This is a genomic window from Sulfurospirillum oryzae, from assembly GCF_025770725.1.
In the GTDB taxonomy this organism is placed as follows: Bacteria; Campylobacterota; Campylobacteria; order Campylobacterales; family Sulfurospirillaceae; genus Sulfurospirillum; species Sulfurospirillum oryzae.
Map to the genome: position 1 here is coordinate 120810 of NZ_JANZKZ010000002.1, position 24313 is coordinate 145122.

The window sequence follows — 24313 nt, forward strand, 5'->3', positions numbered from 1 at the left end:
TTAACCTGCTACTGGAGCGTGTGCTTGACGATCAGCGATAGAGATCGCTTCACGGTAAGGTTTTGGTGAAACTTCTGGGAACATGATGCCGTTTTTCTTATGCTCACGAATGCTGTAGATGCCACTCTCATGACCTGCCACATAGTACGCATTGTATTCAGCCGTATAAGGCAGATCCCAAACGATGGCACCCTCTGTTGGACACGCATCGGCACATTTTGGCACTGTACCATCAGAGCACTCAATGCACTTTTCTGGTTTGACGTAGGTATTGTCACCATTAACCGGTGAGTCGCTTGCACTGACGATTGCAGTTGCTGGACACTCGTCGATACAACTGTCACAATTAATACAAAGTTCTGTAATTCTTACTGCCATGATGGATCCTTTTGATGGGAATGGATTAGTAACTCTAAAAAGCCTTGCTTAAATGTACCCACAATGCGAAAAGGGCTTCATCACACCGTGGGCGTTGAGTAAGGGTTTTTAAAGGTACACGCCACTGTCTTTGCAAGAGGTGTTCCATAAGAATACTTTTTTCTAAATTTTCTTAAATGGAATACATTATGCAAATCTATAATTATGGTAAATAAAAAACTGATCAAGGATTTGTTAAACGAGAGTGCTTGTTCTCATAACAAAACCAAAAAAAGTAGCTGTGACAAACCCAAACCTGGGGCGACAAGCGGAGGGTGTGCGTTCGAGGGGGCGCAAATATCACTCTTTCCTTATGCGGACGCTGTGCATTTGGTGCATGGCCCCGACACTTGTCTTGGCGCTTCATGGGAGACTCGAGCGACACTTACAAGCTATGAAGGTGAAAACAATACTCCATTAGGCTATTGCACCAATGTCACCACGCAAGACATCATTTTTGGTGGTGACAAGAAGCTTGCGGACGCTCTTTCTTACATCGTAGAGCATAAAAATCCTAAGGCAATTTTTGTCTATGAAACCTGTGTGACAGCGATGATCGGTGATAACATTGACTATACCTGTAAAACTGCACAAGATCAGTTTAACATTCCTATTGTAGCGGTGCATGCACCCGGTTTTGTGGGCAGTAAAAACTTAGGCTCTCGTCTTGCGGGTGAAGCGGTTTTGGACGCGCTTGTGGGTACGCGTGAGCCTGACAGTATTCATCCGTTTGGCATTAACTTGATCGGTGATTATAACGTGACGGGTGATATGTGGCAGTATAAGCCTATTTTGGAGCGTATTGGCATTAAAATCGTCTCAACCCTCTCAGGTGATGGTCGCATTGAAGCGATCCAAACAGCTCATACAGCAAAGCTCAATGTCATCGTCTGTGCGAAGTCTTTGGTCACCTTGTGCCGAAAAATGCAGGAGCGCTATAACATCCCTTATGTCAGCGTCTCGTTCTATGGTAAACGTGACACCTCAAACGCGATTCGCTCCATCGTCAACGCGTTTGGCGATGCGGAATTGATCGCTAAAGCCGAAGCGGTTATTGCTGAGGAAGAGGCGAAGTTGACAGAGCGTTTGAAGTCTTATCATTTGATGCTTAAAGGCAAAAAAGCCATCTTAAACACCGGTGGAAATAAGTCATGGTCGATCGCTTCTGCCCTTCAAGACATTGGCATCGAAGTGGTCGCAACCTGTGTTCAAAAAGCCACCGAAGAAGATGTCGCCATAGCGAGTGAATATGTTCCCATCGTTTTTAAAAACCCCGGTGCTGAACAGCCAAGATTGATTGATGAGCATAAGGTGGACATTTTGCTTGCGGGTGGTCGTAGTCTTTACACGGCGATTAAAAAACGCATTGCCTTTGTCGATGTCAACCAAGAGAAAAAAGTGAGTTATGGCGCTTACGGAGGGCTTGAAAACCTTGCTATTGATGTCTGTGCCGCACTTTCAAATCCTGTCTTTAAACTTGTCGCAAAGGAGGCACCATGGGAGCTATGATTAACATCAAAGAGTTTAAAAACACAACGCTCAAACCTTTACATGTAAACCCTCTCAAGCTCTCTCAGCCGATGGGTGCGACGCTCGCATTTTTGGGCATTAAAAACTGTATGCCTTTGATGCACGGAGCGCAAGGGTGTGCTTCGTTTACGAAGGTGCTTTTCACGAGGCACTTTAACGATCCTATCGCCATTCAAACCACTGCGGTCAATGACATTACCGCTGTTATTGATGGAGGAGAGAAGGGCATCTCTGAGGCGGTTGAGAACATCACTAAAAAGGTAACGCCTGATTTGGTGGGGCTTTTTACAACGGGTATGACCGAGACCAAAGGCGATGACATCAAAGGTGCGACACTGCTTTTAAAAGAGAAGCAAAAAATGGTCTATGTGCATACGCCTGATTTTGAGGGTGGGCTTGAGAGTGGGTGGAGTTTGAGTGTTCAAAACATCATTACGCAACTCATTGCGCCTTGTGCCCGTGTTCGTAAAGACAAAGCACTTCTCATCCCCAATGTCAATCTAAGCCCCATTGAAGTTGAAAAACTCAAAGAGGCGTTAGAGCTTTTAGACTTTGAAGTTTTGGCTCTTCCAGACCTGAGCGATTCGCTCGATGGACACTTGGGTGTCAAACAAGGCGCACTCAGCAGTGGCGGCATTAGCGTTGCGCAGATTGAGGCCTTAGGCGATGCGGGCGTGGTTATTACGGTAGGTCGCTCAGTTAAAAAATGCGGTGAGCTTTTTTGTGAAAAGTACCCTCAAAGTACGCATCTTCATTTTGACAGTCTGATGGGCTTAGAAGCGAGTGATGATTTTTATGCCAAACTTTTAGCTTACATGGGCAGCAAAAGCGTACCCAGTGTCGTAAAGCGATGGCGCGCACGTTTGCAAGATGTACTTTTAGATACCCACTTTTCACTGGGCAAGGCAAAGATCATCATCGCCGATGAACCCGATAGTGCTTATGCCCTCTCTAAAGCGCTTAGGGAAGCTGGAGGGACGTGTGAGGCGTATATTTCCCAGCGTAGTGAGGTGCAAGAAGCCTTTACATGTAAAGTTGTTATTGGCGATTTGGAAGAGGTCGAAAAAGCCCTTTCTGCGGCAGATATGCTCATTACCAACTATCATGGGGAGCGTTTAGCGCATAAGCATCATAAAGCCCTGCTTATTCGAGGCTTCCCCAATTACGAGCAAGTAGGTGTTGCCCTTCGCCACAACATTTTGTATGAAGGCAGTTGCGCCTTTTTATGCGAAACAGCCAATCTTTTAGGACATCATTAAAAAAGTGGTGATAGTATTACCTCACTAAAAACAGAAGGATAGTGTATGAACCCTATTGAGGCAATACTAAGAAAGCAAAAAGTGCTTATCATTGATGGTGCGTTTGGTACGGAGTTGGAGCGTAAAGGTTACGACATTAACGACTCGCTTTGGTCAGCGAAGTTTTTGATGGAAAAACCTGAAGCCATTGGCGAAGTGCATAAAGACTATCTTGAAGCAGGTTCAGACTGCGTGACAACGGCGAGTTACCAAGCGAGTTATGAAGGTTTTATGAAGCGAGGTATGAGTGAAGAGGAAGCCAAAGCGCTCATTCAATCTTCGGTTAAAATCGCTCAAAAGGTGCGCGATACGTTTTGGAGCGAAACCAAAAACCATGACAAAAGAGAAAAACCTTTAGTGGCAGCTTCGGTTGGACCTTATGGTGCTTACTTAGCCGATGGCTCAGAATTTAAAGGCAATTATGGACTGAGTCAAGAAGAACTGATGAACTTTCATCGCAAACGACTCTCTACACTCATTGAAGCAAAACCCGATCTTTTGGCGTTTGAGACGATGCCTTGTTTGATTGAGGTACAAGCGTTGTGTAAACTACTAGAAGCGTTCCCCGATATGTATGCGTGGGTGAGTTTTAGTGCCAAAGATGGAACGCATATCAATAGCGGTGAGTGTATACGTGAATGTGCGCAGTTTCTGGATAGCCAAAAGCAAATCATTGCTATTGGCATCAACTGTACCGCACCTAAATACATCGAATCGCTCATAAGTGAAATCAAGACGGTCACAACAAAACCCATCATTGTTTACCCCAATGGTGGGTCAATCTACAATGCGCTGACTAAAACATGGGATGGGCTTTCTCAAAGCGCATCGTATGGGAAGATGGCGCATACATGGTATGAAAAAGGAGCACGCATCATCGGAGGATGTTGTCAAACAACGCCCGAAGATATAGCGCAAGTTGCACAGTGGGTTAGACCATAAAATTAACTCGGACTCTCTGTCCTTTTCTCTTTTGAATCAAGCGAAAAACGAACATTTTCATCAATGCTTTTGATATGTAAATCGTGTTGTGGAAAAGGAATTTTTATACCATGTTCGTTAAGGGTGTTATAGATAAGAATAAGAAAGCGTGAAATCGTTTTGCTTGGTGCGAGGATTTCTTCACCATGTATCCATACTTGAAGCATAAAATCAACACTGCTACTGCCCATTCCTGTCATAAGGACATTGGTGTATTTTTCAGGGGTATTCATGACATCGCCATACGCACGTTTTTCAACAGCATTAATAAGAACCTCTATGACGTGTTCAGGTTTTGTTCCATAAGCAACACCAAAGGGAATATCAAAGCGTTTTATTTTATCGTGCATCGTCCAGTTAATAACGTTGTTTTCAATGAAATTGCGATTGGGCACAATGACGTCGATATTGCCGTTAGTATTGAGTGTGGTGGAGCGCATACGAATATCGAAAACATGACCACGTAAAGTATCGGACAGCTCAACAAAATCACCAATTTTAATGCTTCGCTCGAACATCAAGATAATGCCAGAAACAAGGTTCGAGACGATATTTTGTAAACCAAAACCAATACCTACTGAAAGCGCACCTGCAACAAGAGCAATCGAAGAGAGGTCTATACCTAAAACATTTAAAGCGATAAAAAAGGCAGTGATAATGATAATGTAATAACCAAGATTGGCCAAAATGGTTCGCGTTGCTTGGTTGATCGATTTGCTATTGTTGGCAATTTTTTTAATACTTGCTTTGTAAAATCCACCCCCAAAAACACCAATAAGAAAAATCAAGAGGGCTAGAATAAGTTTAAAGGTCGCAATAGGTGTGCCATTTACGGTAAAAAGAGGTTCACTAAACATGAGCCAAACTGTTTTAAAAATAGTTTTAAATTCTTGCGTTGTTGTGCCTGTAATTGTATTGATAGTGCCAAAATAGTTCTTTTCCATACCATGCAAAAGAGTTGCCATCGCTTCTTTGATTACATTGGCATTTTCTAAGGTTAAAGCGCAATCAAGCATATTTTTTTCTAACGCAAAAGCCTTTTCATCTTTGACTTTTAAGGCGCTTGAAAATTCTAAAAACAGAGAACTTATCGTTGCTCTAAGTGCCTTGTTGTAAGCATCTTCTTTGCTACTGATCGCTGCGGTTGAAACACCTCTATCACGTGTATCACCTAAGAGTTCAAAACGCTCTTTTCGCACCAAAAAATTATCGATGGTAGCCCGTAGTTTTGAAGCTTCCTCTTGGATTGCTGCTGTTTTTTTCGCTTGATTTTCTGGATCAAACAGGATGTTTTTTAGAGATTCACTTAATATCTTTTCGAGAGAGAGCATTTCATTAGCGATCATTTCATTTTGATCTTTAAACTCTTGCAATGATTTTGTGTACAGAGCACTTTGAAGTTGGAGTGTGCGCTCTGAAGTTGTATTGCTATCTAAACTTTTGATCTCTTTGGTTAAGGATTTTATTTTAGTATCAATAGATTTTATTTTTTTAGCAAGAGAATCTTTTTTGATAGCATCATCAATATAACGATTAAAAAGAGTGCTGTACTCATCAAGATTTTCAGGTGAGTTCAATACGCTTTTAGTAACGTTTGAGGGAAGCGTGTCAATCAGCTTTTCAAGTAATACTTTTTGTAAAGCAATTTCATCATTCGATACTTTTGACTCTTTGAGTGTTTTTAAAAGATTGACATAGACTGATTTATCCGCATTGATTAAAGAGGTGTTCTGGTCATCTGCAAGAGCAGTGTTTAACAACATCACTACTAAAAATAGAAACGATTTTAAGATACGCATAGCCATCTAAATTCTCCAAAGATAAATAAAAATTATATATTTTTTACATAAACAATTATACCTTCAATGTGTTTAAAGCATATTCCAAAAGGTATTAAAGTCTTACTTCATTTCCTCATTCAGTAATTATGTATCAATATTCACCTACGGAACACTTCTTGTAAATGTATGTGTAACGTTTAGCATAGGAGGATAAAAAGATGGTCAAGGTAGCGTTTTTTACAAACGATCTTAAAAACATTGATGCCCATTTTGGCTCAGGAGAGCAATTTGCCGTGTACGACGTAGGGGCAACAGGATTTAATCTTCTTGATGTCGTTCAAACAGGTGAAGAGCGAACAGAAGGCAGAGTCGAGATGTTGCAACATGAAAACGTTGACATTATGTACTGTGTCGAAATTGGACCTGCTGCGGCTGCTAAAGTGGTCAATGGCAAGATCTTTCCTATCAAATACAAAGAAGTTGTGAGTATTGAGACAGAGCTGAATAAACTTCAAACCATGATGGCAACCAATCCTCCACCGTTTATCAAAAAAATCTTAGAAGCGAGAGGATAGAGCGATGAATGAACTTGAAAAGTTGTTCATCGAAACGCTGATTTCTCAGATTCGGGCACTTGACCAATTTGGAACATGGGCAAAGAAGAGTGATGAAGAGGTGCTTGGCGAAAAGTACATCAAAACCAAAGAGCAACTCAAAAACATTCCGATTATTGCAGACATTGATGAGATGCAGATCCAAGATATTCGCCTTATTTTCCAATCCATTGCACTCGCTTTTGAGCTCAAAACGGGGGTAATGTGTTCTGTGGTGATGGAGATGAGTCACGAAGGGTTTGGGCGTGCTGTGGTGTTAGCAGAAAAAATTGCCATCACCAATAAATTTTTCAAAGATGCCCATCGTTACAGTTTTAGAACATACGAAGATCTCATCAAAGAGGGTGGCAAGATGTTAAAAGATGCCATCGAAATTTATGAGACGTATAAAAAATAATTAGGATAGAACATGGCAAAGGTTGGTATATTTTACGCAAGTGCGGGCGGCAATACAACACTAATAGCGGAAGCTTTAAAAGAGGCTTTTGAGGTCGAGGACGATGATTGTGTCTTGATGGAAGATGACTTTGACAGTGTCGAACAGTTTGAAAACTACGACGTGCTTTTCCTTGGAACTTCCACGTGGGGACAAGGCGATGTACATTTTAGTTGGGTTGACGCACTTTTTGAGATTACGTCTGAAAATATCAGCTTTGCAGGCAAAACCGTTGCGTTCTTTGGCGCTGGAGACAGCAAAACACATAGTGAGCATTTCTGTTCAGCCCTTGGTAAATTTTATCAAATCTTTACCAAAGCAGGAGCAAAAGTCATCGGTTTTGTGGATAAAGAAGACTATAACTACACGGCATCTTTAGCTGAAATTGGCGATAAGCTTTGTGGATTAGCTATTGATAACATTAACGAAAAAAGCAAAACGAGTGAGCGCATTGAGAACTGGATAGAGCAGTTACAAAGCGAGCTTTCATAAAGTCAGGTTAAAAAGGATATGGGCATGAAAACGCTAAATGATTTTTATCAACTCAAAGATGCGGAAGATTATTTCCATTTTTTTGGTATCGAGTATGACAAACATATTGTCGCAGTCAAGCGTTTTCATATTATGAGAGAGTATGGAGCATTGGTTAAAAAAGGGTTTGAAAATTTTAATGGCGATGAAAAGTACCTCATGGACTTTTTGAAGTTTGCTCTGATGCGCGTCTATATGGACTACAAACATGGGCACGCTCCAAGTGCGGCTGAGGTTTGGGGCATGATCGAAGACGGAAAAGCCAAAGGGTGTTTGGCATGTGCGATCTCATCTGAAGGAGGAAACTGTGCTTGCTAGTGAAGAAGTTGTTTTGCACAACACGGTGATGGCAAAACTTTCAGGTAAAGATGAAGAGAGTGCCAAGTTTTTTCTCGGGCAAAAAGTGAAACTTTTGGAAGATGTCAAGAACGATGGGACTTATCCGTATCTTGGGATTGGAGAGGTGATGATTAAAAAAGGCTCCATTGGGTACATCCGCACCATTGGAGAATTTTTACAAGTCATTCGTGTCTATGAAGTTCATTTTTTAGATGCCGAAGCGGTCATCGAAGTGATCGGGTGTAGGGAACATGAGCTTGAAGCGATGGAACCTTACCGTGACCTTGAAGCCGAAGAGACAGAATGGATGATGAATCATTATAAAACTAAGTCGTAAATTCTGCCTTGTAAAAGGCAAGCTTTAGCGCCCTAGTGGCTAACGTAGGCTAGTAAGCTTTGCTTAATAGCCGTTATAAAAATAAAAAATAAGTAGTAAAAAATCTTAGTAAGGAGGGGAAAAAGTCATGGCAAAAGTAATCTTTATGCATTTTGATAAAGAAAAAGATGGTATCTATGATGCCAAAATAGGCGAGCCTGTTGTGCGTCTAGCAAAAGAGAAGGGGATTCCTATCACTTTTGATCCTAAAGATCATTCGACATGTTTGGTCAGCGTTGAGAATATCAGCGATGAAGAGCCAACAAGCTACATGGAAGACGAAGAGCTTGATGAGCTTGTAAAACTCGGTGCCATTACGCAACAAGATGCAGATATCTGCCAACAGTTTACCGTTAGTCCTAAAGTTCGCATCGCTTCGATGATGATGATTAAGGGCGATGTTTTGATTAAACCATTTAAGAAGTAAAGGATAAAAGATGACAACAAGAGTAGAAATTATCAACGATTTTTTAGCAATTAACGTAAAACCAGGCGCAACCATTCAAGATGTCGTCGAAGCAAGCGGTAGTGCACTTCCTTTCGGCTGTCGTGATGGTCAATGTGGTACGTGTGTGGTTGAAATCGTACAAGGTATGGAGTTTTTATCACCTAAAAATGAGAAAGAGTTTAAAGTTCTCAAAGAAGTATGTGCGGGCACATGTTCAGAAAATTCACGTCTTGCATGTCAGATGAAAATCGACAAACCAAACGGCGTTGTACGTATTAAATACTAAGATATATCCTGCAAAAAACACTTTTCAACGCCACAGCAAAAAAGCTTTGGTGTGGCGTTGAGATTCTCCACAATTTCTCAAAAAATCTCTTTTGTTTGCATAAATTTTAATCATAAATTATGATAAAAAGTATCCACTCTTTAGGCATAATTGACGCATGAGAAGTATCAACCTAGAATTCAAACAGAAGCAGAGCTTAAACCTCTCTTTGAAACTTTGGCTCCCACTGTTACAGCTTCCTCTTCAAGAGTTAAGTACGCACTTAGAGACATTGTCGTACGAAAACCCTTTTTTAGAGGTCAAGCGTCCTTTCGAGCAAAACCTAGGCTCTAGCCATGGCATTGTCGAAGAGTTGGTACTTGGCAGTGAGTCTTTGCATGAAAAAATCATCGAGCAGATTGTACCGCCACTTTTTCCAACACCTATTTCACAAAAGGTCGCTCACGAGATACTGTGTGACATCAACGAAGAGGGCTATTTTGATGGTGACATCGAAGCGATCGCGCAGACGTGTGGGGTTTATACGGAGTATGTTGAGCGCATTCGTCAACGTTTCTCCAAGCTAGAGCCGTATGGCGTCGCGGCACTCGATAGTAAAGAGTCGTTTGTGTTTCAACTCGATGCTTTAAGTGATGACATTGATGATGAGCTTTATAACCTTGTAAACAAGATGATAGAGCAGATGGCAAAGGTCGATAAATTCTCGAAACATGGACGTTTTGAAGAGGCTAAAGCGATCATTAAAAAGTTTGCAAACCCTCCTGCTGTGGAGTATCAAGCAGCACCAAAGCAGATCATCCCTGATTTTTACGTGGAAGTGGGTGATGACATCAAGCTACGCATCAATAATGACTATTACCCTGACATTCTCATTACCGATCCGTTTTCAAGCAAGAGTGAGAACATCAAGGAAAAACTCAAAGAGGCACGCGACATCGTCAATCTCTTAGAGCTTCGCAAAACAACGCTTTACAAGATCGTGCTTTTGGTGGTGGAAAGACAGCTTTCCTTTTTTGTTGGTGGTGAGTTAAAACCGCTTAATATGAGCACACTCGCAGATGAGCTCTCTTTTGCGGAATCTACCATATCACGGGCTATTTCAAACAAATACATTGAGTCAAAGCAGGGCATTTTCCCGCTTAAATCATTTTTTACCAATGCGGTCGCGACCAAAGAGCTTTCCAGCTCAGAGATAAAGAATTTTATCAATCAACAGATAGAATACGAAGATAAAAGTGAGCCACTCACCGATGATGAGCTTTTGGAGCGCATTGAAAAGCGTTTTAACATCAAGATGGTCAGACGTACCATCACAAAATACCGCAAATTGATGAACGTAGCCTCATCCAAAGAGCGTAAGAAAATTTATAAGGTACAAGCATGAGCACCACAATAGAGAGTATAGAAAACAGATACACTCAACTTGAAATGATAAAACTAGAACGTGAAGTGACTATGTTTTTACAAGGCTATGCCAAAAATCGTTACTCTAAGTACGTCATAGCCCCACATATCGCAGCCATGTCTTTACAGATGAACCATCTTTACGAAGCGATGGGTTTTAAAAACCGTGTACAGATGGGAAAGTACATGAAGTGCCATTTTCCAGAGCTTGTTGTACTCAAACCTGTCGATAAACTTTGGAAAAAATTTATCTTCGATTCCATCAGCAGAGTCGCTCCTTTTTGCTTTACATGTAAAGATAATTCTAACTGCTTTGCGTGCCAGTTGGCAGGGTAAGGAAAAGCGATGATTCGAGTCGCAAATGAAAGTGATTTGGAAGAAATATTAGCAATTTACAATGATGCAATTTTAAATACCACTGCGGTTTATACTTACAAAGAAAAAGATATACATGAACGCAGAGAATGGTTTTTAAGCAAGAGCGAAAAGGGGTATCCGGTTTGGGTGTACGAAAAAGATCATCGCGTGGCTGGCTTTGCAACGTACGGTTCTTTTCGAGAATGGCCTGCTTACAAATATACGGTTGAACATTCTATTTACGTTCATAAAGATTTTCGCAATTATGGCATTGGAACTATTCTACTTAAAACAGTGGTAGAAGATGCTCAAGAAAAAGGGTATGCCACCCTAGTTGCAGGCATTGATGCCTCTAACGCCAACAGCATTCATCTGCATGAAAAATTAGGCTTTGTCTCCGCTGGGCTTATCCATAAAGCAGGGTATAAATTTGGGCAATGGCTTGATTTGGCATTTTATCAATTGATACTTGCTGGACCAGACAATCCTAGTGAAGGAGATCGTTAGTCTTCTGGTCCTATCGTCATAAAAGGGTTGTGTACGATTTCCCATAAATGACCATCGGGGTCTTTAAAGTAGACTTTGCCATATCACTGACACCTAAGGTAATCATACTCATGTAGGGTTTCATTGTTTTCCTTTTTACATATAACCCCCGCCAACGGCTTTGATTATCAGTTGGCGGGGTAATTCATCACTTTGTGCCTTACATGTAAAGCACAAAGTTAATGTCTCATTATTGATTTCTAATGTCAAACGTTTCGCTTTTGGATGCACCAAAAAGTTTGAAATATTCCTCATCGCTTAACACTTTTTGATACTCTTTAAGTTCTTCATTAAAAAGTTGATTTAACGCATCAAGATCAAGTTCCGCAGATGTTGATTTTAATGCTCCCTTATCGCTTCCCGCCCTTTTGATCCTATACTGTTTGTCAATTTTAAAAAGGATTGCTTTTCGTTCTTCCGAAATATCGCCAAGCTTCTCTTTGATGTTAAGCTCAAAAAGTTTTTTGAGGTAATCACTTTCGAATGATGTAGGCATATCTTTTTCGTTTGTTTTTTGAATATAGTCATGGTAAAGCTCTATTCTAGGATCGGTTGGTTTCAGCGAGCTTTTTAGATTGGTCGTCTTTTCACCGCTCCAAGGCATATCCTCTTGTACTTTTGTCAAACATTGTGACCAAGCGTATTTCTTTTTTCCCTCTTCACATCTTGATGGGCTTAGACTATACCAACAAGCACTATTTGTATCGAGTCCGTATGTTCCGTATACTTTTTCGATGAGTGTATAAAAAGGAACGTTGTGTACCGTTTTTCCCGTGTAGTACAGCCCTCGATTGGTTGCATTCCAGCAGACGCCAACGATGGCATAATAGTGTTCATGCGGCCAAATACAAGGCGCCTCAGTCATAATGTAGTTGAGCGTTGATATATCGATACATGTTCCATTTTGATCGCATTTCGTGGACGTATCCGCCAATACATCTCCACCGCTATCGCCTCCTAATGCTTTCCACGCGTATCGTGTTCCATTATCATCGAATGCTTCAGGGTAAGTGTGGTGAGCAATTTTTTGCATCAATTTACCACCTAATGGATAAAAACGTGCATCCATCTGATTGCCCATTTGATGCTGGATAGGGGCAGGGGCAATTTCTTTATTGCTAGGACTTTTGAGCGAACAAGCACTCAACATAAAACCAACCAAAACAATCAAGACTATACTAAAGACTCTCATAAATACCTCCTTTTTTATTTGTCAATTCATTTAACACTAATATGCAGAGTGTTGTCAATAAAAGTTAAAGACAGAATTGTTCTATATGCAAGAACGTTGCCTTATGAAACTTACATAATCTTAATCTAAATGGATATAAATTAAACTTTTACATGTAAAGGTAAAAAGGTATAATTCTTACGCAATAACCACAAAGGAAGTGAATGTTTCATAAATTATTTTTAGTACTGGGTTTGGTTTACTCTTTACACGCCGAAGATGCAGTCATAGCCAAACTTTTTGAGAATGAAAATATAACGGGTACGATGATTATTGAATCATTAGATGGCACTGAGCGGTATGTTTACAATGATGAGCGAGCGAAAACGCCTCTGCTTCCTGCTTCGACTTTTAAAATCCCCAATACACTTATTGCGCTAGATGAAGGTGTTGTGAGTGCTGACTCTATCATTCCTTGGGATGGCGTTGAGCGAAGTGTGAGAGCGTGGAATCAAGACCAAACACTCAAATCTGCCTTTAAAAGTTCTTGCGTCTGGTGTTATCAGCTTTTTGCACGCGACATAGGACTGGAGCAGTACAATGAATATCTCAAAAATCTTCACTATGGCAATGAAAAAACAGGACCAGAAGTGGATCGTTTTTGGCTTGATGGAGAGCTTCGCATTACCGCGTATGAGCAAATTGCCTTTTTGAAAAAACTTTACAACAATGACTTACCTTTTATACAAGAACATATCGATCTGCTCAAAACTATTATGATAGACATGCAGGGAGAAAATTATATTATCCGAGCTAAAACGGGCTGGGCAACGCCAGAAGATGGAGAGCATCATGGTTGGTATGTGGGTTATGTTGAGAGCTCAAAAGGGGTTTACTTCTTCGCAACCAACCTTCCCATACCTTCAAGCGATGAGCTTCCACTGCGTAAACTTATGACCGTAGAAGCACTTAAAAACAAAGGAATTATCGAGTAAAAATCTTTACATGTAAAGAGTAGAAAAGACTACTCTTTACGATTTAAAAAAGTTTCGATCTCTTCGATGGCTTTTTTGTTGGAGAGGTTAAACTTGATCTCGATGCGCCTCGAAGCCTCTTTATCTTCCACACCATTTTTCAAGATAAGATCACTGTATGACCTGCCGTTTGCGCTAAGGTATTTTTGAAGCATGGTTGTTCGTTTTTCATCGAGCGAATAGATAAATGCCATAACCGAGTAAGCTCTTTTTTGCGAAAGATCAAGGTTGTGCATGTACGACCCATCGGAATCAGTATGTCCTTCGATGACGATATGGTCGATGTTTTCACGTATAGAATTGTCATTGAGCAAAACATCAAGATAAGGCTGAAGTGTCTCTTTGAGCTGTTTTTTGGCTTCAGGTTTCAGTTCATACGAACCGACATCAAAGAGCACCGAAGAGGGCAGGCGAATCGCTCCGCTGTTAGGATCAATATTGATTTTCTTGCCCAGCTTGTTTTTCAGCTCTTGTATGACTTTGATGCGAATACCAGTCAAGTTTTTAATGCGCGCTTTGGTGATGTTCAGGTCTTCAACCAACTGCTGATGAGAGGCAGTACTTTCAAGCAATTTAGCACTTAAAAGCGCAAGTTCACCCTCTTTGAGTTTGAGTGTTTGTGTCGTCGTTCCAAGCTCCATTTGGCTTGCCACAAATTCACCTTTGACTTCATCGCGAGCAAGCTCAGTATCGAGCAGAAGTTTTTTCAGATTTTCGATTTCTCTATCGCTTAATTGCAATTTGGCATTTGTCTCATCCAGATTGGCTTCTTTTTGAGCGAGCAACTCTTGTGCGATTTGCAAAGAGGCGCTTGTTTGGTTCATATCAGAGCGCAATCTCAAAAAGTCACGTTTTTTCTGTGTGAGTTCTGCTTCGCTTTGTTCTAAACTTTGCTTTTGATGTTTGAGATCTGTTTGCACGTAAACGTACTTCACGACAATCGCCCCAATCAGCAAGATAAAGACAAACAACAGCCCCGCCATCAAGTCGGCATACGAGACCCAGAAGTTTTGGTCAGAACTTCGTGAACGGTTGTAACGCATTATTTTAACGCATCCATTTTCAAGATGATCTCTTCAGTTTCAGCATCAATCATCTTCAAGCTCTCTTTGAGCGACTCAACCTCTTCGTTTTGCGCAGGAAAACTTCGCGCAGTGCTGGTTTCTTTAAGGGCGCGAAGCACTTCTTGGTTGGTGGTTATCATCTCCTCATTGCTCTCAAGCATCTTTACATGTAAAGCGGTTGTCTTTTCGTTGAACGAATTGAGTTTAGTAAGCATCTCTTCATGCAGATGCACCAAATCGCGCTGTTTTTCTTGTGAACGTGAAAGTGCGTCCATACCCTCTTTGATGTGTTCCGCACCTCTTTTGACCGCCGCAGCTTCAAGGGTGAGCATCTCATCAAACAGTTCAAATTTCGCTTCGATATTTTTACCCAAACGCTCAAAAAAGTCGCTCGAACTTAGATGCTCAAACATCTTCCCGATACGCTCAAAATGTTGGAGATTTTCTTGTACGTAGGCATGTTCTATCTCTTCTTTTGTCCAAAAAAGTGAAGCGGTTGACTCTTCGATAAGAGCAACCTCTCTATCAAAGCGACTCAGTCCTCTTTTTTCAAAGAAAATCCACCAAAGAGAGAGCAAGATGCCGTAAATGGAGACGTAAAACGCTGTGCCCACACCGCTTAACAGAAGGGAAATTTCATTTTCCAAAGCACCCGCGTTTTGCGATGAAAAATCAGGTAAGGTGATGGCAATCGAGATAAATGTACCCAAAATTCCCATAGTTGGGAAAATGCTCGCCGCTACTGAGGCGTAGTTGTCATTGCGAATGCGTTTGGCGTAAGTGTCGATGAAGTTTTGAAATGAGGCATTGGACTTGAGTGTCTCACCAATGGGCATCAAATTTTTGGTAACATACTCATGGAGTTCTGTTTGAAACTCTTTGGAGTAACGTCTAAACGTGCAGGCGCCGAACTCGCCATTGTGTTTTGCAAAAATGAGCGCAACAATATAAATAAATCCAATAAGCACGATACTGTGAATACCCACTTTAAAATGCAAAATGCCTAAAAATCCCAGTAAAAAATAGAGATACGCCAATGTTGGCAACAAAATGAGTTTGAGGTAAACCATAGCACAATTACGTTTTGGCGCCTCAAGCGCGGCTAGATTTTGAAGCGTTTCACTCATATTTTCTTGCATTGTAAAGCCTTTATAGAAGAACGGTATTTTCGAGTCACATTATAACGCGCTTTGGTATACAGATGTTTAACAAGAGGTTGACATTAACGTGGAATTAATCTAAAAAGACTACAATTTTTCATATCAATAAAAGATCATGTCGACTCTTTAATCTCCTGTTTAAACATACTAAGGTGGTCAAAATGTCCTCCAAAACGCTCAAACTGAATTGCCACAGTGTTAAGTCTTTGCTGAAAAATACACTTTCAAAAACCACGCAGAATATGATGACCTATTTGAGTGATTTTTTACAGACCAAAGAGCCTGAGAGTTTACACCAATACCGAGTCAACATCCGTATGGCGCGCTCTGTTTGTCTTGAATTGAGTGACTTTATGGAAGAAAAACGTAAAAATAAGCTCGATAAAATTCTTAAAACCTTACAGCAAGAGACAAACGATATGCGCGATATTGATGTTTTTATAGAGTGTATTGGAGCGTATAAAAACAGCGTTGATCCGCAATGTTTGAGCGAATTTGAGGGCATTGAAGCCAAACTAAAAGCAGAAAAAGAGGAAGCATACAAGGCGTTTGAAGCCAAGTACACAGAAGCGTTTCAAACACACATAATGACACAACTTCAAAGCCTCCAAAACGATGATTTACTCTGCTTGCCAAAGTCGGAGGAAAAGCTTTTCAAATACATCAAAGAGATATTTTTTCATCGTCTCAAAAAGATCGCCAAAGCTTCTAAAAAACTTACTCTTAGCGCACCCAATGAGCGCTTTCATAAACTAAGACTGCACTATAAAAAACTTCGCTACAATGCCGACGCTGTAAAGCTAAATCAGTTTTCAAAAAGCTTCAAACCTCTTCAAACTGCCTTTGGAAACGTGCAAGACAAAAACAGTCAAATCGAGCGCATCAAGCACTACAACGTGGCGCACAGTGTTTGCTTAGAGCAGATCATCGCTCTTTTAGAGCAAGAGCTCATCTTGGACAAGCAGGCGTGCATCGAAAAATCGAGCAAAGAGAACATCGTAAGAATGAAAAATTCCCTTGAAAAAATCTTTACATGTAAAGATTCCTAGCCGTGCCAAATTTAGAATACATCGCCCATTACCCAGAACACCTCAAAGAGCAAATCCGCCATCTCATCACGACAGAGAAGCTGGGCGCGTACCTGCTTTCAAAGTACCCAACCACCCATAGCATCTCCAGCGACAAAGCACTTTACACCTACGTCATGGAACTAAGAGCTGAGTTTTTACGCAAAAGTGAGCCCATCACCAAAGTGCTTTACGATGGCAAAATCAACGACATCAACGACGCCTTAGGCTTGCACCGTGTCACCATCAAAAACTACGGCGGACGCCTACGAAGTAAAAGCGAAATCCGCGTGGCAACCCTTTTTAAAAGTACGCCAGAACCCTTTTTAAAGATGATCTGTGTGCATGAACTTGCTCACTTAAAAGAAAAAGCGCATAACAAAGCCTTTTACGCGTTGTGTGAAAAAATGGAGCCAAGCTACCATCAGTTGGAGTTTGATGTCAGGCTTTATTTGACGCATTTGGACTTGTTTGGGAAGTTGTACTAGGAATTATTTTATGATAATATTTTATACTTAATAAAATAAGGCTTCATCATGGAAATAAAAAAAATCACTTTGTTTTTAATAGGATTAGTGTCATTTTTATCTGGTGCAATTAGTCTTTATACTTTTTCAGATCAAAAATTTACTGATATTTTTGGTTCTACAGATGATAATATTCAAATTACAAAAATGCAATTAATTCCTTCCTCTGATTTTTTTAAGCAAAAAAGTGATTTTTATGCAGATACTAATATTGCAATTACAGCAAGAAACTTTGGTAATAAAAAAATACAAATTACTTCTTATACTTTGGATATTATTGGTGATAAATCATTAATAGGTGGGAACATTGCTTTAGGCAAAAATATATTAGATGAAGATGCAAAGAAATCAAATTCTATTTTCATTGAAGCTGGTGAAGAAGTTACTTTTTATTTGTCAAAAAGTTTATCATTAAAAAAAGTAATGCCTTTTTTTGAGACTTCTAGTTTTCAAGAATCAATATATAGTCATTATAATAAAGATTTTTATCTATTACATAATGTTGATATAACTCCAAAATTTAATCAATATTTATTAACAACTTATCACAATGCAACATTAAATCTAAGATTATTTACAGGTTATAATAAATTGATTAAAGATCATAATGTTGTTATTGCAGATGGAATTACAATGTTTGAAAATACTGGCAAGTTTCAACATGATGTTTTTTTGGCAAAAGCTTATGCTATTCAAAAGGGTGACTATGATGATAGTAATCGATTCAAGTAAAAATATTCAATAGTTGGCGAATAAATTTTTGTAGGAAAGACATAATTTGATGTCTCCCTCTTTATCTTCAAATATAATACTATATACTTTTTATCTAAAATTAATAGGCTATACAATGAAACTCTCCCAATTCCCCATCTACATCATAGATGCCTTCACCAAAGAACTTTTCAAAGGCAATCAAGCCGCTGTTGTGCCACTTGATAGCTGGCTACCTGAAAGTGTCATGCAAAGCATCGCTTCTGAGAACAACCTCTCTGAGACAGCCTTTTTTGTGCGAAATGATGCCGGTGTGTATGAGATACGTTGGTTTTCACCGCTTAAAGAGATTGACTTTTGCGGTCATGCGACGTTGGCGAGTGCGTATGTCATCTGTAACCATCTTGGTGAAAAAGGCACTCTCAAATTTTGGGCAAAAGCGGTCAATACCATTGAGGTCAATGAGCGTGAAAATGGACTTATCGAGATGAGTTTTCCTAACCGTGCGCCTGAGCTTTTAAGCGAAATCCCCAAAGCATTAAAAACGGGGCTTTCCATAACACCGCTTGAATTTCACAAAAACCAGCAAGCTTACTTTGCGGTGTATGCAAGCGAGGATAATGTCAAAAATGTTGTCCCTGACCTTGAGAAGCTCAAAACCCTTGCACCGTTTGATGTGGTTGTAACAGCTCCGAGCGTAGCGTTTGATTTTGCTTCGCGCTATTTTTGGCCAGCTAATGGTGGTGTCGAAGACCCCGTAACAGGCTCCATCCATGCAGGACTTGCACCATTTTGGGCAAAGCGTTTAGGCAAAGACAACCTCGTGGCACTTCAAGCTTCCAAACGCACGGGTGTGCTTTACTGTCGTGTGCGCGAAGAGCGCGTTTTTATCTCGGGTGCATGCAAAGAGTATTTGGAAGGCAGCATTAGCATTACCTATTAGGCTTTACATGTAAAGAGACATCATGTGATGTCTCCTATTGGTCAAAGCTTCTTTTGAACTGAAAATTACCGCCAAATGTATTGACGATAAGACCTGAGATAATCAATACACAAGCGATGATCTTCAAGCTTCCTATTGGCTCGTTGAACACAAAGTAAGAGCCAAGTAAGCCAAATATAGGCACTAAAAGCGATAGCGGTGCTACGCTTGATGCTGGGTATTTGTGCAGGAGCGAATTCCAAACCCAGTAGCCCATGAGTGTTGTAGGGTACACTTGAAAAAGGATGGAAAAGATGGCTTTGCCATCGAGATTTTCAAAAAAGTTTACAAACACAACATCGCCTTGCGTGAGGTATGCCAACAAAAAGAGAGGAATTGGCGAGAAGATGCTCGCATAAATTAAAAAGGCAAAGACCTCTTTGGTTCCCGCTTTTTTGACAATGACATTGGCAACACTCCAAGAGATGGCACCCACAAGCACCAAAAAAAGTCCCAAGTAAGTCACCGTTCCATCGGTAATGCTGATGATAAAAGCAATCCCCGCAAGTGCAGTTACAAAGCCAAGTTTTTTATGCAGTTGGATTTTCTCATGCAAAACGATAGCGCCTAAAATGACCGTAAAAAAAGCACTCAGTTGCAACACCAAAGAGGCAACGCCCGCTGATATACCAAAGTAAATCCCCAACGAGACCATGCCCCACAGTCCAACGCCAAATATGAGCCCATAGCTTGCGATATACACCATCGAGACATTGGGTTTTTTGATAAAAAAGATGAGCGGTATGGCACAGAGCAAAAAGCGAAGCCCTGAGAGCATAAAGGGATTGAGTGAGAGGAGCCCTAGCTTGATGATGGAGAAATTAATCCCCCAGACAAAGGTAATGAAAACTGCCAGCAGGAAGTCTTTTTTTTGCATGAAATGCTCCCAATAATTTAATGTTGGTGAAATCATAGCCGTAAAAAGAAATTAATTCTTCACTATTGTTGCTCTAAAAATTATCTATTTGTGCTTATAAAATTGTCATATTGTGCTAAAATTCTTACATGTAACGTGCAAGGATGGGAAAATGCGACGAAAAGAGACCAATTTAACGCACAGCAAATTAGCCAATGATCTGCTCAACTATATCAATAACCACATCGAAACGCAGATCAACATTGATGATTTAGCGGTTGAGTTTGGGTTGAGCAAATTTCATTTTCACCGCATTTTTAAAGAGCAGACGGGAAGCAACATCTACGAAACGATTCGCTCTGTTAGGCTGCAAAAAGCATCCAATCTACTCATCACCAACAAATACTCAACCATCACCGAAATCGCCAATATGTGCGGTTACAGCTCTCAAACTTCATTTATTCGGGTGTTTAAAGAGCGCTTTTCCCAAACGCCAAAACTGTGGCGCAATGGCGGCTACAAAGCGTACTCGAATGACATATTAAGTGGCACATGCAATGCCTTACTCACCCATACCGACTTTTCGCATTTGGAAGCCAAGATAGTCAAAACAAATCCCAAAAGTGTTTACTACATCAGGCAAAAAGGTTACAACCGACAAGCGGTGCAGATATGGCAAAAGATGATGGCATGGGTCTACACCAATGAGATAGAACAGTACGAGCAAATCGCCATTTACCATGACAACCCCATCATTACGCCACTTAATGAGTGTTCTTACGTAGCGTGTATTGCGCCCTTGGATGGCAAAAAGTTGAAAAATACCAGCTTACCTCTATTTGAAATGTACGATGGACTTTGTGCAACATTTGAGGTAGAGGGGCAATACAACGATATGCTCAAACTCATCCAATGGGTGTACCACGAGTGGCTTCCTGAGAGTGGATATGAAGCGATCACGATTCCCTCGTATACGATCTTTGAGAAGAACCATTTTTTAAGCGATGATGGGTTTTTTAAATGTACGTATTACCTACCTGTGCGGTATGTTTAGGCTTTACATGTAAAGATTTGGCAAGGCGCTACATTTTGATTTTGGTCAACTCTTCTCGCTCTATGGTGGCGCTTAGTTTTTGGTAAACGCCTAAAGAGACGATTAAAATGGCGGAGACAAAAAGCAACCAAGCTGGGTAGATTAAAAGCGCCATGCTCTCTGTTCCTGCTTTGAAGATATAGACTAAACCTTCGATGCTGACGGCGATAGTGATGATGACGATGATCTTTGTCAGTGTACGTCTGGCTTCTCTTGGATCACGAAGTTCTTTGTTCATAAAGACCTCTTCTTCAATCATATACTGTGCCACATCAATAATCGCCGCGGAGATGACGATAGCGCCAACGGATTGAAGCATCCTTGGGATAAACTCGCCTTTGAGTGGAATACTCGCGATAACTTCATAAACCGCCCAGCCCATAATGAGCAAAGACATGATGATAAGAATCAAAGCAGCAAAAAGATGAATAGAATTGAGTAAAAAAGCAAATAATCTTTGCATGGAAGCTCCTTAGAAGGCGAGGGTTTGTTAGCAGGGTAGGAAGTAGTTTTCATTATAGGCTTATGATACTTAAACGAAGTCCGTGAATGAGGTTTACATGTAAAAGAGCAGAGGCACTAGAAATGCCTCTGTGGTAGCGTTATTTAGGGTTTTACTTTTTTCTCTTCCAAAAATTTCAACAACGCTTCTAAAACAACTTTTGGCTTTTCTTCTGGTACAAAATGCCCGCAATCTTGCACTCCAAAGCCTTGAACGTCTGAGGCGTATTTTTGCCAGTCTTCCAGTACGTTCCAGATGTTGCCAACCACGCCATTGGCGCCCCAAAGAACGAGGAGCGGTGTTTTGATGGTAAAAGGTCTGTCGATTTTGTCGTGCTCCAAATCAATACCAGCCGAAGCTCGGTAATCTTCGCTAATGCCATGCACCGTCGCAGGGTCAGAGTAATGGCGAATGTACTCTTGCAAAACATCTTCTGGAAAGTTTTTTTGCGCTTCAGGTGTGGCTTTTTTGAGGAGATTGTTTCGTATGAAATACTCAGGATCAGCCCCCAAAAAGCGCTCAGGAAAGTCATACGCTTGTATGTAAAAGAACCAGTGCCAGTATTTTGTTGCGAACTCACGGTTGGTCTGCTCATACATGTCAAGCGTTGGGAGTATGTCCATCATGGAGCAAGTGAGCACTTTTTCAGGGTGATCAAGCATCAAACGGTGGCACACACGCGCACCTCGATCGTGTCCTACGATGTGGAACTTTGAAAAGCCTAGCTTTTGCATGACGCTGACTTGGTCTTGCGCCATAACACGTTTTGAGTAGTTGGAGTGGTCAGGTAACCCTTTGGGTTTAGAGCTATCGCCATAGCCTCTAAGGTCGGTAGCAACAACGGTGTATTTTTTAGCAAGCTCGGGGGCAATGTCTCGCCAGATGAGATAACTCTCAGGATGCCCATGAAGCAGCAAAATGGCTTCTTCACCGCTTCCTCCAATAAGCGTGTTGATCTGTATATTATCACCTACATCAATTTTTTTTCGCTCGTAACCTTTGAAATAGTCCGTTATAGCCATTTTATCTCCTGCTTGCAATATGTGATATTTTATCACATCTGAAAAAAATAGGCTTTAAAATCTTTACATGTAAAGAAATATATGCGCGCTCTTTTCGTGAGGTAACGTTTTAGTTGAATGTTCTTTCAAAGCGTCTATTTTTAAAGCAATGGTTTGAACACATTGTTTTGCTGAGTGGGTATAATGCACGCTAACGAATTCACAGTAGGATTTTTATGGTAGCTTTGATCGCACTTGGTTTACTTTCAGCCCTTTTTTTTAGCTCAACATTTGTGCTGAATCGTCTTATGAGTTTAGAGGGCGGTCATTGGGTTTGGTCTGCATCGCTTCGTTACGTTTTTATGGTTCTGTTTTTACTTATTGTCATTCGACTTTTTCAAGGCAAAAAACCTCTTACGGCACTCTTAAAACTTTTTTACGCGCATTGGCTTTTTTGGACGGTGGCGGGGAGCATTGGGTTTGGTTGTTTTTACGCACTTTTGTGTTTTAGTGCAGATTACGCACCCGCTTGGGTCATAGCCGCTACGTGGCAGCTTACCATCATCGCTTCGTTGTTTGTCTTGATGCTTTTTGGCAGAGTCTTTCCAAAACGTATTTGGGTGTTTTCGACCATCATTGTCATAGGGGTAGGGCTTATTAACACGTCGCATACCATTGAGCATTTTCACTTTGTTGAGTTTGCAAAAGGTGCTTTTCCTGTCCTCATTGCGGCATTTTGTTATCCCTTTGGAAACCAACTTGTTTGGGAGTCCAAACACGGTCACAAACACTTTCCAAAGATCGACTCGCCTCTGGTTGAGAATGCCTTTAACAAAGTCTTGTTGCTATCCTTAGGCTCGCTTCCTTTTTGGTTCGTGCTTGTTCTGTTCATCAACCCACCAGCACCTAGCTTTGGACAAGTGCTCAACACCTCCTTGGTTGCACTTCTCTCCGGTCTTGTTGCCACCACACTTTTCTTACTAGCACGCCATCGTGCGCATAAGTCCAGTGAATTAGCTGCGGTTGATGCAACCCAAGCGAGTGAAGTCATCTTTGCTCTTTTGGGTGAGATGCTCTTTTTAGGAACAGCACTTCCGAATGCACAAGCATGGTTTGGCATGAGTTTAGTGTTTGTAGGACTTGGTTTTTTTATCTATTTTCAAGAAAAAAAGAGTCTTGTTGATGATTGATTCATAAAAATGAGTTACAATACCGAAAAAGATGATGACAAGGACTTATGGGAATGAAAACGCTTAAAAAAGCATGTTTGATGGTGACTCTATTTTTAGGTTTGTATGCGTATGCCGCAGAAACTCAAAAGTTGGCACTTCCTTTTAATATTACTCCTGAAATGTACGCCTCATTTATGGCACAAAATCTTGCGGGTAGTCTTCCGCATACGTTTAAACATAAAGACCTCTCTTTGGTTGTAACCAAAGTCTATGCCCTTCAAAACAAAGTCTTTTTCCAATCTACAACTAAACAATATAAACAAATTCTTGATGAGTTAAACACTTACCATACACTTCCAGATGATCTGAAAAAACAGTGTAAAGACTTCTCCAAAATTGCAATGGTCGATAAAGGCGTTGAGTACTATCTCAGTGTTGAAGAAAATGAGAAGAAGTTTGTCGTCAAATATGACAAAGACGCCTGTTCAGAGAGTTTTGACCCTGCACAAAAGATCTTTATAGGTGGCTATAACCGCTATGGTTATGATATGAATGGCATGAATAAAAAAGAGAATCTCGCTAAAAGATCTTCGAATTAACGTAAAGAATTTTAAAGGCATCATAAATAT

General features: G+C 40.7%; 29 protein-coding genes. 21 read left to right on the plus strand and 8 right to left on the minus strand.

Translation table 11 applies throughout. From position 1 onward, the window contains the following. Positions 1-378, minus strand: coding sequence for a DUF362 domain-containing protein (locus N0B29_RS05110; RefSeq protein ID WP_263832631.1), 378 nt, complete (start codon positions 376-378; stop codon positions 1-3). Between the two features lie 231 nt (positions 379-609). Here N0B29_RS05110 and N0B29_RS05115 point away from each other — a divergent pair, with 231 nt between their 5' ends. Genes N0B29_RS05115 through mmuM form a run of 3 tightly spaced genes read left to right on the plus strand, consistent with a single transcriptional unit; the run spans position 610 to position 4187 of the window. Then, positions 610-1926, plus strand: coding sequence for a nitrogenase component 1 (locus N0B29_RS05115; protein WP_263832632.1), 1317 nt, complete (start codon positions 610-612; stop codon positions 1924-1926). After that, positions 1914-3206 (plus strand): nitrogenase iron-molybdenum cofactor biosynthesis protein NifN, encoded by a 1293-nt coding sequence (gene nifN / locus N0B29_RS05120; RefSeq protein WP_263832633.1) that lies wholly within the window; start codon positions 1914-1916, stop codon positions 3204-3206. Before N0B29_RS05115 ends, nifN begins: the two co-directional genes overlap by 13 nt. A gap of 45 nt (positions 3207-3251) precedes the next feature. Next, on the plus strand, positions 3252-4187 hold the full coding sequence (gene mmuM / locus N0B29_RS05125) for a homocysteine S-methyltransferase (RefSeq protein ID WP_263832634.1): 936 nt from the start codon (positions 3252-3254) through the stop codon (positions 4185-4187). 2 nt (positions 4188-4189) lie between these two features. Here mmuM and N0B29_RS05130 read toward each other — a convergent pair whose 3' ends face one another. Continuing rightward, a complete protein-coding gene (locus tag N0B29_RS05130; protein ID WP_263832635.1) occupies positions 4190-6031 on the minus strand; it encodes a mechanosensitive ion channel domain-containing protein in 1842 nt (613 codons plus the stop codon). 194 nt (positions 6032-6225) lie between these two features. Here N0B29_RS05130 and N0B29_RS05135 point away from each other — a divergent pair, with 194 nt between their 5' ends. From N0B29_RS05135 to N0B29_RS05180, 10 genes are all read left to right on the plus strand, one after another. Next, a complete protein-coding gene (locus N0B29_RS05135) occupies positions 6226-6582 on the plus strand; it encodes a NifB/NifX family molybdenum-iron cluster-binding protein (protein ID WP_263832636.1) in 357 nt (118 codons plus the stop codon). A 4-nt stretch (positions 6583-6586) separates the two neighbouring features. Next, positions 6587-7018 carry a NifX-associated nitrogen fixation protein gene (locus N0B29_RS05140; protein WP_263832637.1) on the plus strand — a complete coding sequence of 144 codons (432 nt, stop codon included), beginning with the start codon at positions 6587-6589 and terminating at the stop codon, positions 7016-7018. Positions 7019-7030: 12 nt separating this feature from the next. Next, positions 7031-7549 carry a flavodoxin gene (locus N0B29_RS05145; protein WP_263832638.1) on the plus strand — a complete coding sequence of 173 codons (519 nt, stop codon included), beginning with the start codon at positions 7031-7033 and terminating at the stop codon, positions 7547-7549. A gap of 24 nt (positions 7550-7573) precedes the next feature. Then, positions 7574-7906, plus strand: a complete 333-nt coding sequence (locus N0B29_RS05150) for a nitrogenase-stabilizing/protective protein NifW (RefSeq protein ID WP_263832639.1) — start codon at positions 7574-7576, stop codon at positions 7904-7906. Next, positions 7896-8264, plus strand: a complete 369-nt coding sequence (locus N0B29_RS05155) for a nitrogen fixation protein NifZ (protein WP_263832640.1) — start codon at positions 7896-7898, stop codon at positions 8262-8264. Before N0B29_RS05150 ends, N0B29_RS05155 begins: the two co-directional genes overlap by 11 nt. Before the next feature lie 127 nt (positions 8265-8391). Continuing rightward, complete coding sequence (locus tag N0B29_RS05160; protein ID WP_263832641.1) at positions 8392-8730, plus strand: hypothetical protein; 339 nt, start codon at positions 8392-8394, stop codon at positions 8728-8730. 10 nt (positions 8731-8740) lie between these two features. Beyond that, complete coding sequence (locus N0B29_RS05165) at positions 8741-9037, plus strand: 2Fe-2S iron-sulfur cluster-binding protein (protein WP_037961522.1); 297 nt, start codon at positions 8741-8743, stop codon at positions 9035-9037. A gap of 157 nt (positions 9038-9194) precedes the next feature. After that, the gene (locus N0B29_RS05170; RefSeq protein ID WP_263832642.1) at positions 9195-10421 is read left to right on the plus strand and encodes an RNA polymerase factor sigma-54; all 1227 of its coding nucleotides are present in this window, start codon (positions 9195-9197) and stop codon (positions 10419-10421) included. Next, positions 10418-10777: a nitrogen fixation protein NifQ gene (locus tag N0B29_RS05175; protein ID WP_263832643.1), complete on the plus strand. Its 360-nt coding sequence runs from the start codon at positions 10418-10420 to the stop codon at positions 10775-10777. The genes N0B29_RS05170 and N0B29_RS05175 overlap by 4 nt, the downstream gene beginning before the upstream one ends. A gap of 9 nt (positions 10778-10786) precedes the next feature. Continuing rightward, positions 10787-11305, plus strand: a complete 519-nt coding sequence (locus N0B29_RS05180; protein WP_263832644.1) for a GNAT family N-acetyltransferase — start codon at positions 10787-10789, stop codon at positions 11303-11305. Between the two features lie 229 nt (positions 11306-11534). On the opposite strand, the gene N0B29_RS05185 is transcribed toward N0B29_RS05180, so the two are convergent. Continuing rightward, on the minus strand, positions 11535-12536 hold the full coding sequence (locus tag N0B29_RS05185; RefSeq protein ID WP_263832645.1) for a hypothetical protein: 1002 nt from the start codon (positions 12534-12536) through the stop codon (positions 11535-11537). Positions 12537-12739: 203 nt separating this feature from the next. Between N0B29_RS05185 and blaOXA the strand changes: the two genes are divergently transcribed. Then, on the plus strand, positions 12740-13510 hold the full coding sequence (gene blaOXA / locus N0B29_RS05190) for a class D beta-lactamase (RefSeq protein ID WP_263832646.1): 771 nt from the start codon (positions 12740-12742) through the stop codon (positions 13508-13510). A gap of 29 nt (positions 13511-13539) precedes the next feature. Here blaOXA and N0B29_RS05195 read toward each other — a convergent pair whose 3' ends face one another. Beyond that, on the minus strand, positions 13540-14592 hold the full coding sequence (locus N0B29_RS05195; protein ID WP_263832647.1) for an OmpA family protein: 1053 nt from the start codon (positions 14590-14592) through the stop codon (positions 13540-13542). Continuing rightward, complete coding sequence (locus N0B29_RS05200; RefSeq protein WP_263832648.1) at positions 14592-15752, minus strand: MotA/TolQ/ExbB proton channel family protein; 1161 nt, start codon at positions 15750-15752, stop codon at positions 14592-14594. The genes N0B29_RS05195 and N0B29_RS05200 overlap by 1 nt, the downstream gene beginning before the upstream one ends. A 182-nt stretch (positions 15753-15934) precedes the next feature. On the opposite strand from N0B29_RS05200, the gene N0B29_RS05205 reads away from it, so the two are divergent. The 4 genes from N0B29_RS05205 to N0B29_RS05220 all read left to right on the plus strand — a co-directional run bounded on the left by N0B29_RS05205 (position 15935) and on the right by N0B29_RS05220 (position 19021). Continuing rightward, the gene (locus tag N0B29_RS05205; RefSeq protein ID WP_263832649.1) at positions 15935-16822 is read left to right on the plus strand and encodes a CHAD domain-containing protein; all 888 of its coding nucleotides are present in this window, start codon (positions 15935-15937) and stop codon (positions 16820-16822) included. A gap of 2 nt (positions 16823-16824) precedes the next feature. Then, positions 16825-17328, plus strand: a complete 504-nt coding sequence (locus N0B29_RS05210) for a M48 metallopeptidase family protein (protein ID WP_263832650.1) — start codon at positions 16825-16827, stop codon at positions 17326-17328. A 48-nt stretch (positions 17329-17376) separates the two neighbouring features. Next, positions 17377-18099 carry a hypothetical protein gene (locus N0B29_RS05215; RefSeq protein ID WP_263832651.1) on the plus strand — a complete coding sequence of 241 codons (723 nt, stop codon included), beginning with the start codon at positions 17377-17379 and terminating at the stop codon, positions 18097-18099. Between the two features lie 115 nt (positions 18100-18214). After that, entirely contained in the window at positions 18215-19021 is an 807-nt protein-coding gene (locus N0B29_RS05220; RefSeq protein WP_263832652.1) for a PhzF family phenazine biosynthesis protein, read from the plus strand. A gap of 34 nt (positions 19022-19055) precedes the next feature. Here N0B29_RS05220 and N0B29_RS05225 read toward each other — a convergent pair whose 3' ends face one another. Then, on the minus strand, positions 19056-19937 hold the full coding sequence (locus tag N0B29_RS05225) for an EamA family transporter (protein ID WP_263832653.1): 882 nt from the start codon (positions 19935-19937) through the stop codon (positions 19056-19058). A gap of 151 nt (positions 19938-20088) precedes the next feature. Between N0B29_RS05225 and N0B29_RS05230 the strand changes: the two genes are divergently transcribed. Further along, positions 20089-20970, plus strand: a complete 882-nt coding sequence (locus N0B29_RS05230) for an AraC family transcriptional regulator (protein ID WP_263832654.1) — start codon at positions 20089-20091, stop codon at positions 20968-20970. A gap of 28 nt (positions 20971-20998) precedes the next feature. Here the strand turns inward: N0B29_RS05230 and N0B29_RS05235 are convergent, their stop codons facing one another. Both N0B29_RS05235 and N0B29_RS05240 read right to left on the minus strand, forming a co-directional pair. After that, positions 20999-21472, minus strand: coding sequence for a hypothetical protein (locus N0B29_RS05235; protein ID WP_263832655.1), 474 nt, complete (start codon positions 21470-21472; stop codon positions 20999-21001). A 143-nt stretch (positions 21473-21615) separates the two neighbouring features. Next, positions 21616-22533 carry an alpha/beta fold hydrolase gene (locus N0B29_RS05240; protein ID WP_263832656.1) on the minus strand — a complete coding sequence of 306 codons (918 nt, stop codon included), beginning with the start codon at positions 22531-22533 and terminating at the stop codon, positions 21616-21618. Positions 22534-22748: 215 nt separating this feature from the next. On the opposite strand from N0B29_RS05240, the gene N0B29_RS05245 reads away from it, so the two are divergent. Continuing rightward, positions 22749-23702 carry a DMT family transporter gene (locus N0B29_RS05245; protein ID WP_263832657.1) on the plus strand — a complete coding sequence of 318 codons (954 nt, stop codon included), beginning with the start codon at positions 22749-22751 and terminating at the stop codon, positions 23700-23702. Between the two features lie 53 nt (positions 23703-23755). Next, positions 23756-24283 (plus strand): hypothetical protein, encoded by a 528-nt coding sequence (locus tag N0B29_RS05250; protein ID WP_263832658.1) that lies wholly within the window; start codon positions 23756-23758, stop codon positions 24281-24283. Positions 24284-24313: the final 30 nt, after the last annotated feature.

Coding starts and splice junctions, on each gene's coding strand:
- N0B29_RS05110 (WP_263832631.1), bottom strand. CDS start 378: ATGGCAGTAAGAATTACAGAACTTTGTATTAATTGTGACAGTTGTATC.
- nifN (WP_263832633.1), top strand. CDS start 1,914: ATGGGAGCTATGATTAACATCAAAGAGTTTAAAAACACAACGCTCAAA.
- mmuM (WP_263832634.1), top strand. CDS start 3,252: ATGAACCCTATTGAGGCAATACTAAGAAAGCAAAAAGTGCTTATCATT.
- N0B29_RS05130 (WP_263832635.1), bottom strand. CDS start 6,031: ATGGCTATGCGTATCTTAAAATCGTTTCTATTTTTAGTAGTGATGTTG.
- N0B29_RS05135 (WP_263832636.1), top strand. CDS start 6,226: ATGGTCAAGGTAGCGTTTTTTACAAACGATCTTAAAAACATTGATGCC.
- N0B29_RS05140 (WP_263832637.1), top strand. CDS start 6,587: ATGAATGAACTTGAAAAGTTGTTCATCGAAACGCTGATTTCTCAGATT.
- N0B29_RS05145 (WP_263832638.1), top strand. CDS start 7,031: ATGGCAAAGGTTGGTATATTTTACGCAAGTGCGGGCGGCAATACAACA.
- N0B29_RS05150 (WP_263832639.1), top strand. CDS start 7,574: ATGAAAACGCTAAATGATTTTTATCAACTCAAAGATGCGGAAGATTAT.
- N0B29_RS05160 (WP_263832641.1), top strand. CDS start 8,392: ATGGCAAAAGTAATCTTTATGCATTTTGATAAAGAAAAAGATGGTATC.
- N0B29_RS05165 (WP_037961522.1), top strand. CDS start 8,741: ATGACAACAAGAGTAGAAATTATCAACGATTTTTTAGCAATTAACGTA.
- N0B29_RS05170 (WP_263832642.1), top strand. CDS start 9,195: ATGAGAAGTATCAACCTAGAATTCAAACAGAAGCAGAGCTTAAACCTC.
- N0B29_RS05175 (WP_263832643.1), top strand. CDS start 10,418: ATGAGCACCACAATAGAGAGTATAGAAAACAGATACACTCAACTTGAA.
- N0B29_RS05180 (WP_263832644.1), top strand. CDS start 10,787: ATGATTCGAGTCGCAAATGAAAGTGATTTGGAAGAAATATTAGCAATT.
- N0B29_RS05185 (WP_263832645.1), bottom strand. CDS start 12,536: ATGAGAGTCTTTAGTATAGTCTTGATTGTTTTGGTTGGTTTTATGTTG.
- blaOXA (WP_263832646.1), top strand. CDS start 12,740: ATGTTTCATAAATTATTTTTAGTACTGGGTTTGGTTTACTCTTTACAC.
- N0B29_RS05195 (WP_263832647.1), bottom strand. CDS start 14,592: ATGCGTTACAACCGTTCACGAAGTTCTGACCAAAACTTCTGGGTCTCG.
- N0B29_RS05200 (WP_263832648.1), bottom strand. CDS start 15,752: ATGCAAGAAAATATGAGTGAAACGCTTCAAAATCTAGCCGCGCTTGAG.
- N0B29_RS05205 (WP_263832649.1), top strand. CDS start 15,935: ATGTCCTCCAAAACGCTCAAACTGAATTGCCACAGTGTTAAGTCTTTG.
- N0B29_RS05215 (WP_263832651.1), top strand. CDS start 17,377: ATGGAAATAAAAAAAATCACTTTGTTTTTAATAGGATTAGTGTCATTT.
- N0B29_RS05220 (WP_263832652.1), top strand. CDS start 18,215: ATGAAACTCTCCCAATTCCCCATCTACATCATAGATGCCTTCACCAAA.
- N0B29_RS05225 (WP_263832653.1), bottom strand. CDS start 19,937: ATGCAAAAAAAAGACTTCCTGCTGGCAGTTTTCATTACCTTTGTCTGG.
- N0B29_RS05230 (WP_263832654.1), top strand. CDS start 20,089: ATGCGACGAAAAGAGACCAATTTAACGCACAGCAAATTAGCCAATGAT.
- N0B29_RS05235 (WP_263832655.1), bottom strand. CDS start 21,472: ATGCAAAGATTATTTGCTTTTTTACTCAATTCTATTCATCTTTTTGCT.
- N0B29_RS05240 (WP_263832656.1), bottom strand. CDS start 22,533: ATGGCTATAACGGACTATTTCAAAGGTTACGAGCGAAAAAAAATTGAT.
- N0B29_RS05245 (WP_263832657.1), top strand. CDS start 22,749: ATGGTAGCTTTGATCGCACTTGGTTTACTTTCAGCCCTTTTTTTTAGC.
- N0B29_RS05250 (WP_263832658.1), top strand. CDS start 23,756: ATGAAAACGCTTAAAAAAGCATGTTTGATGGTGACTCTATTTTTAGGT.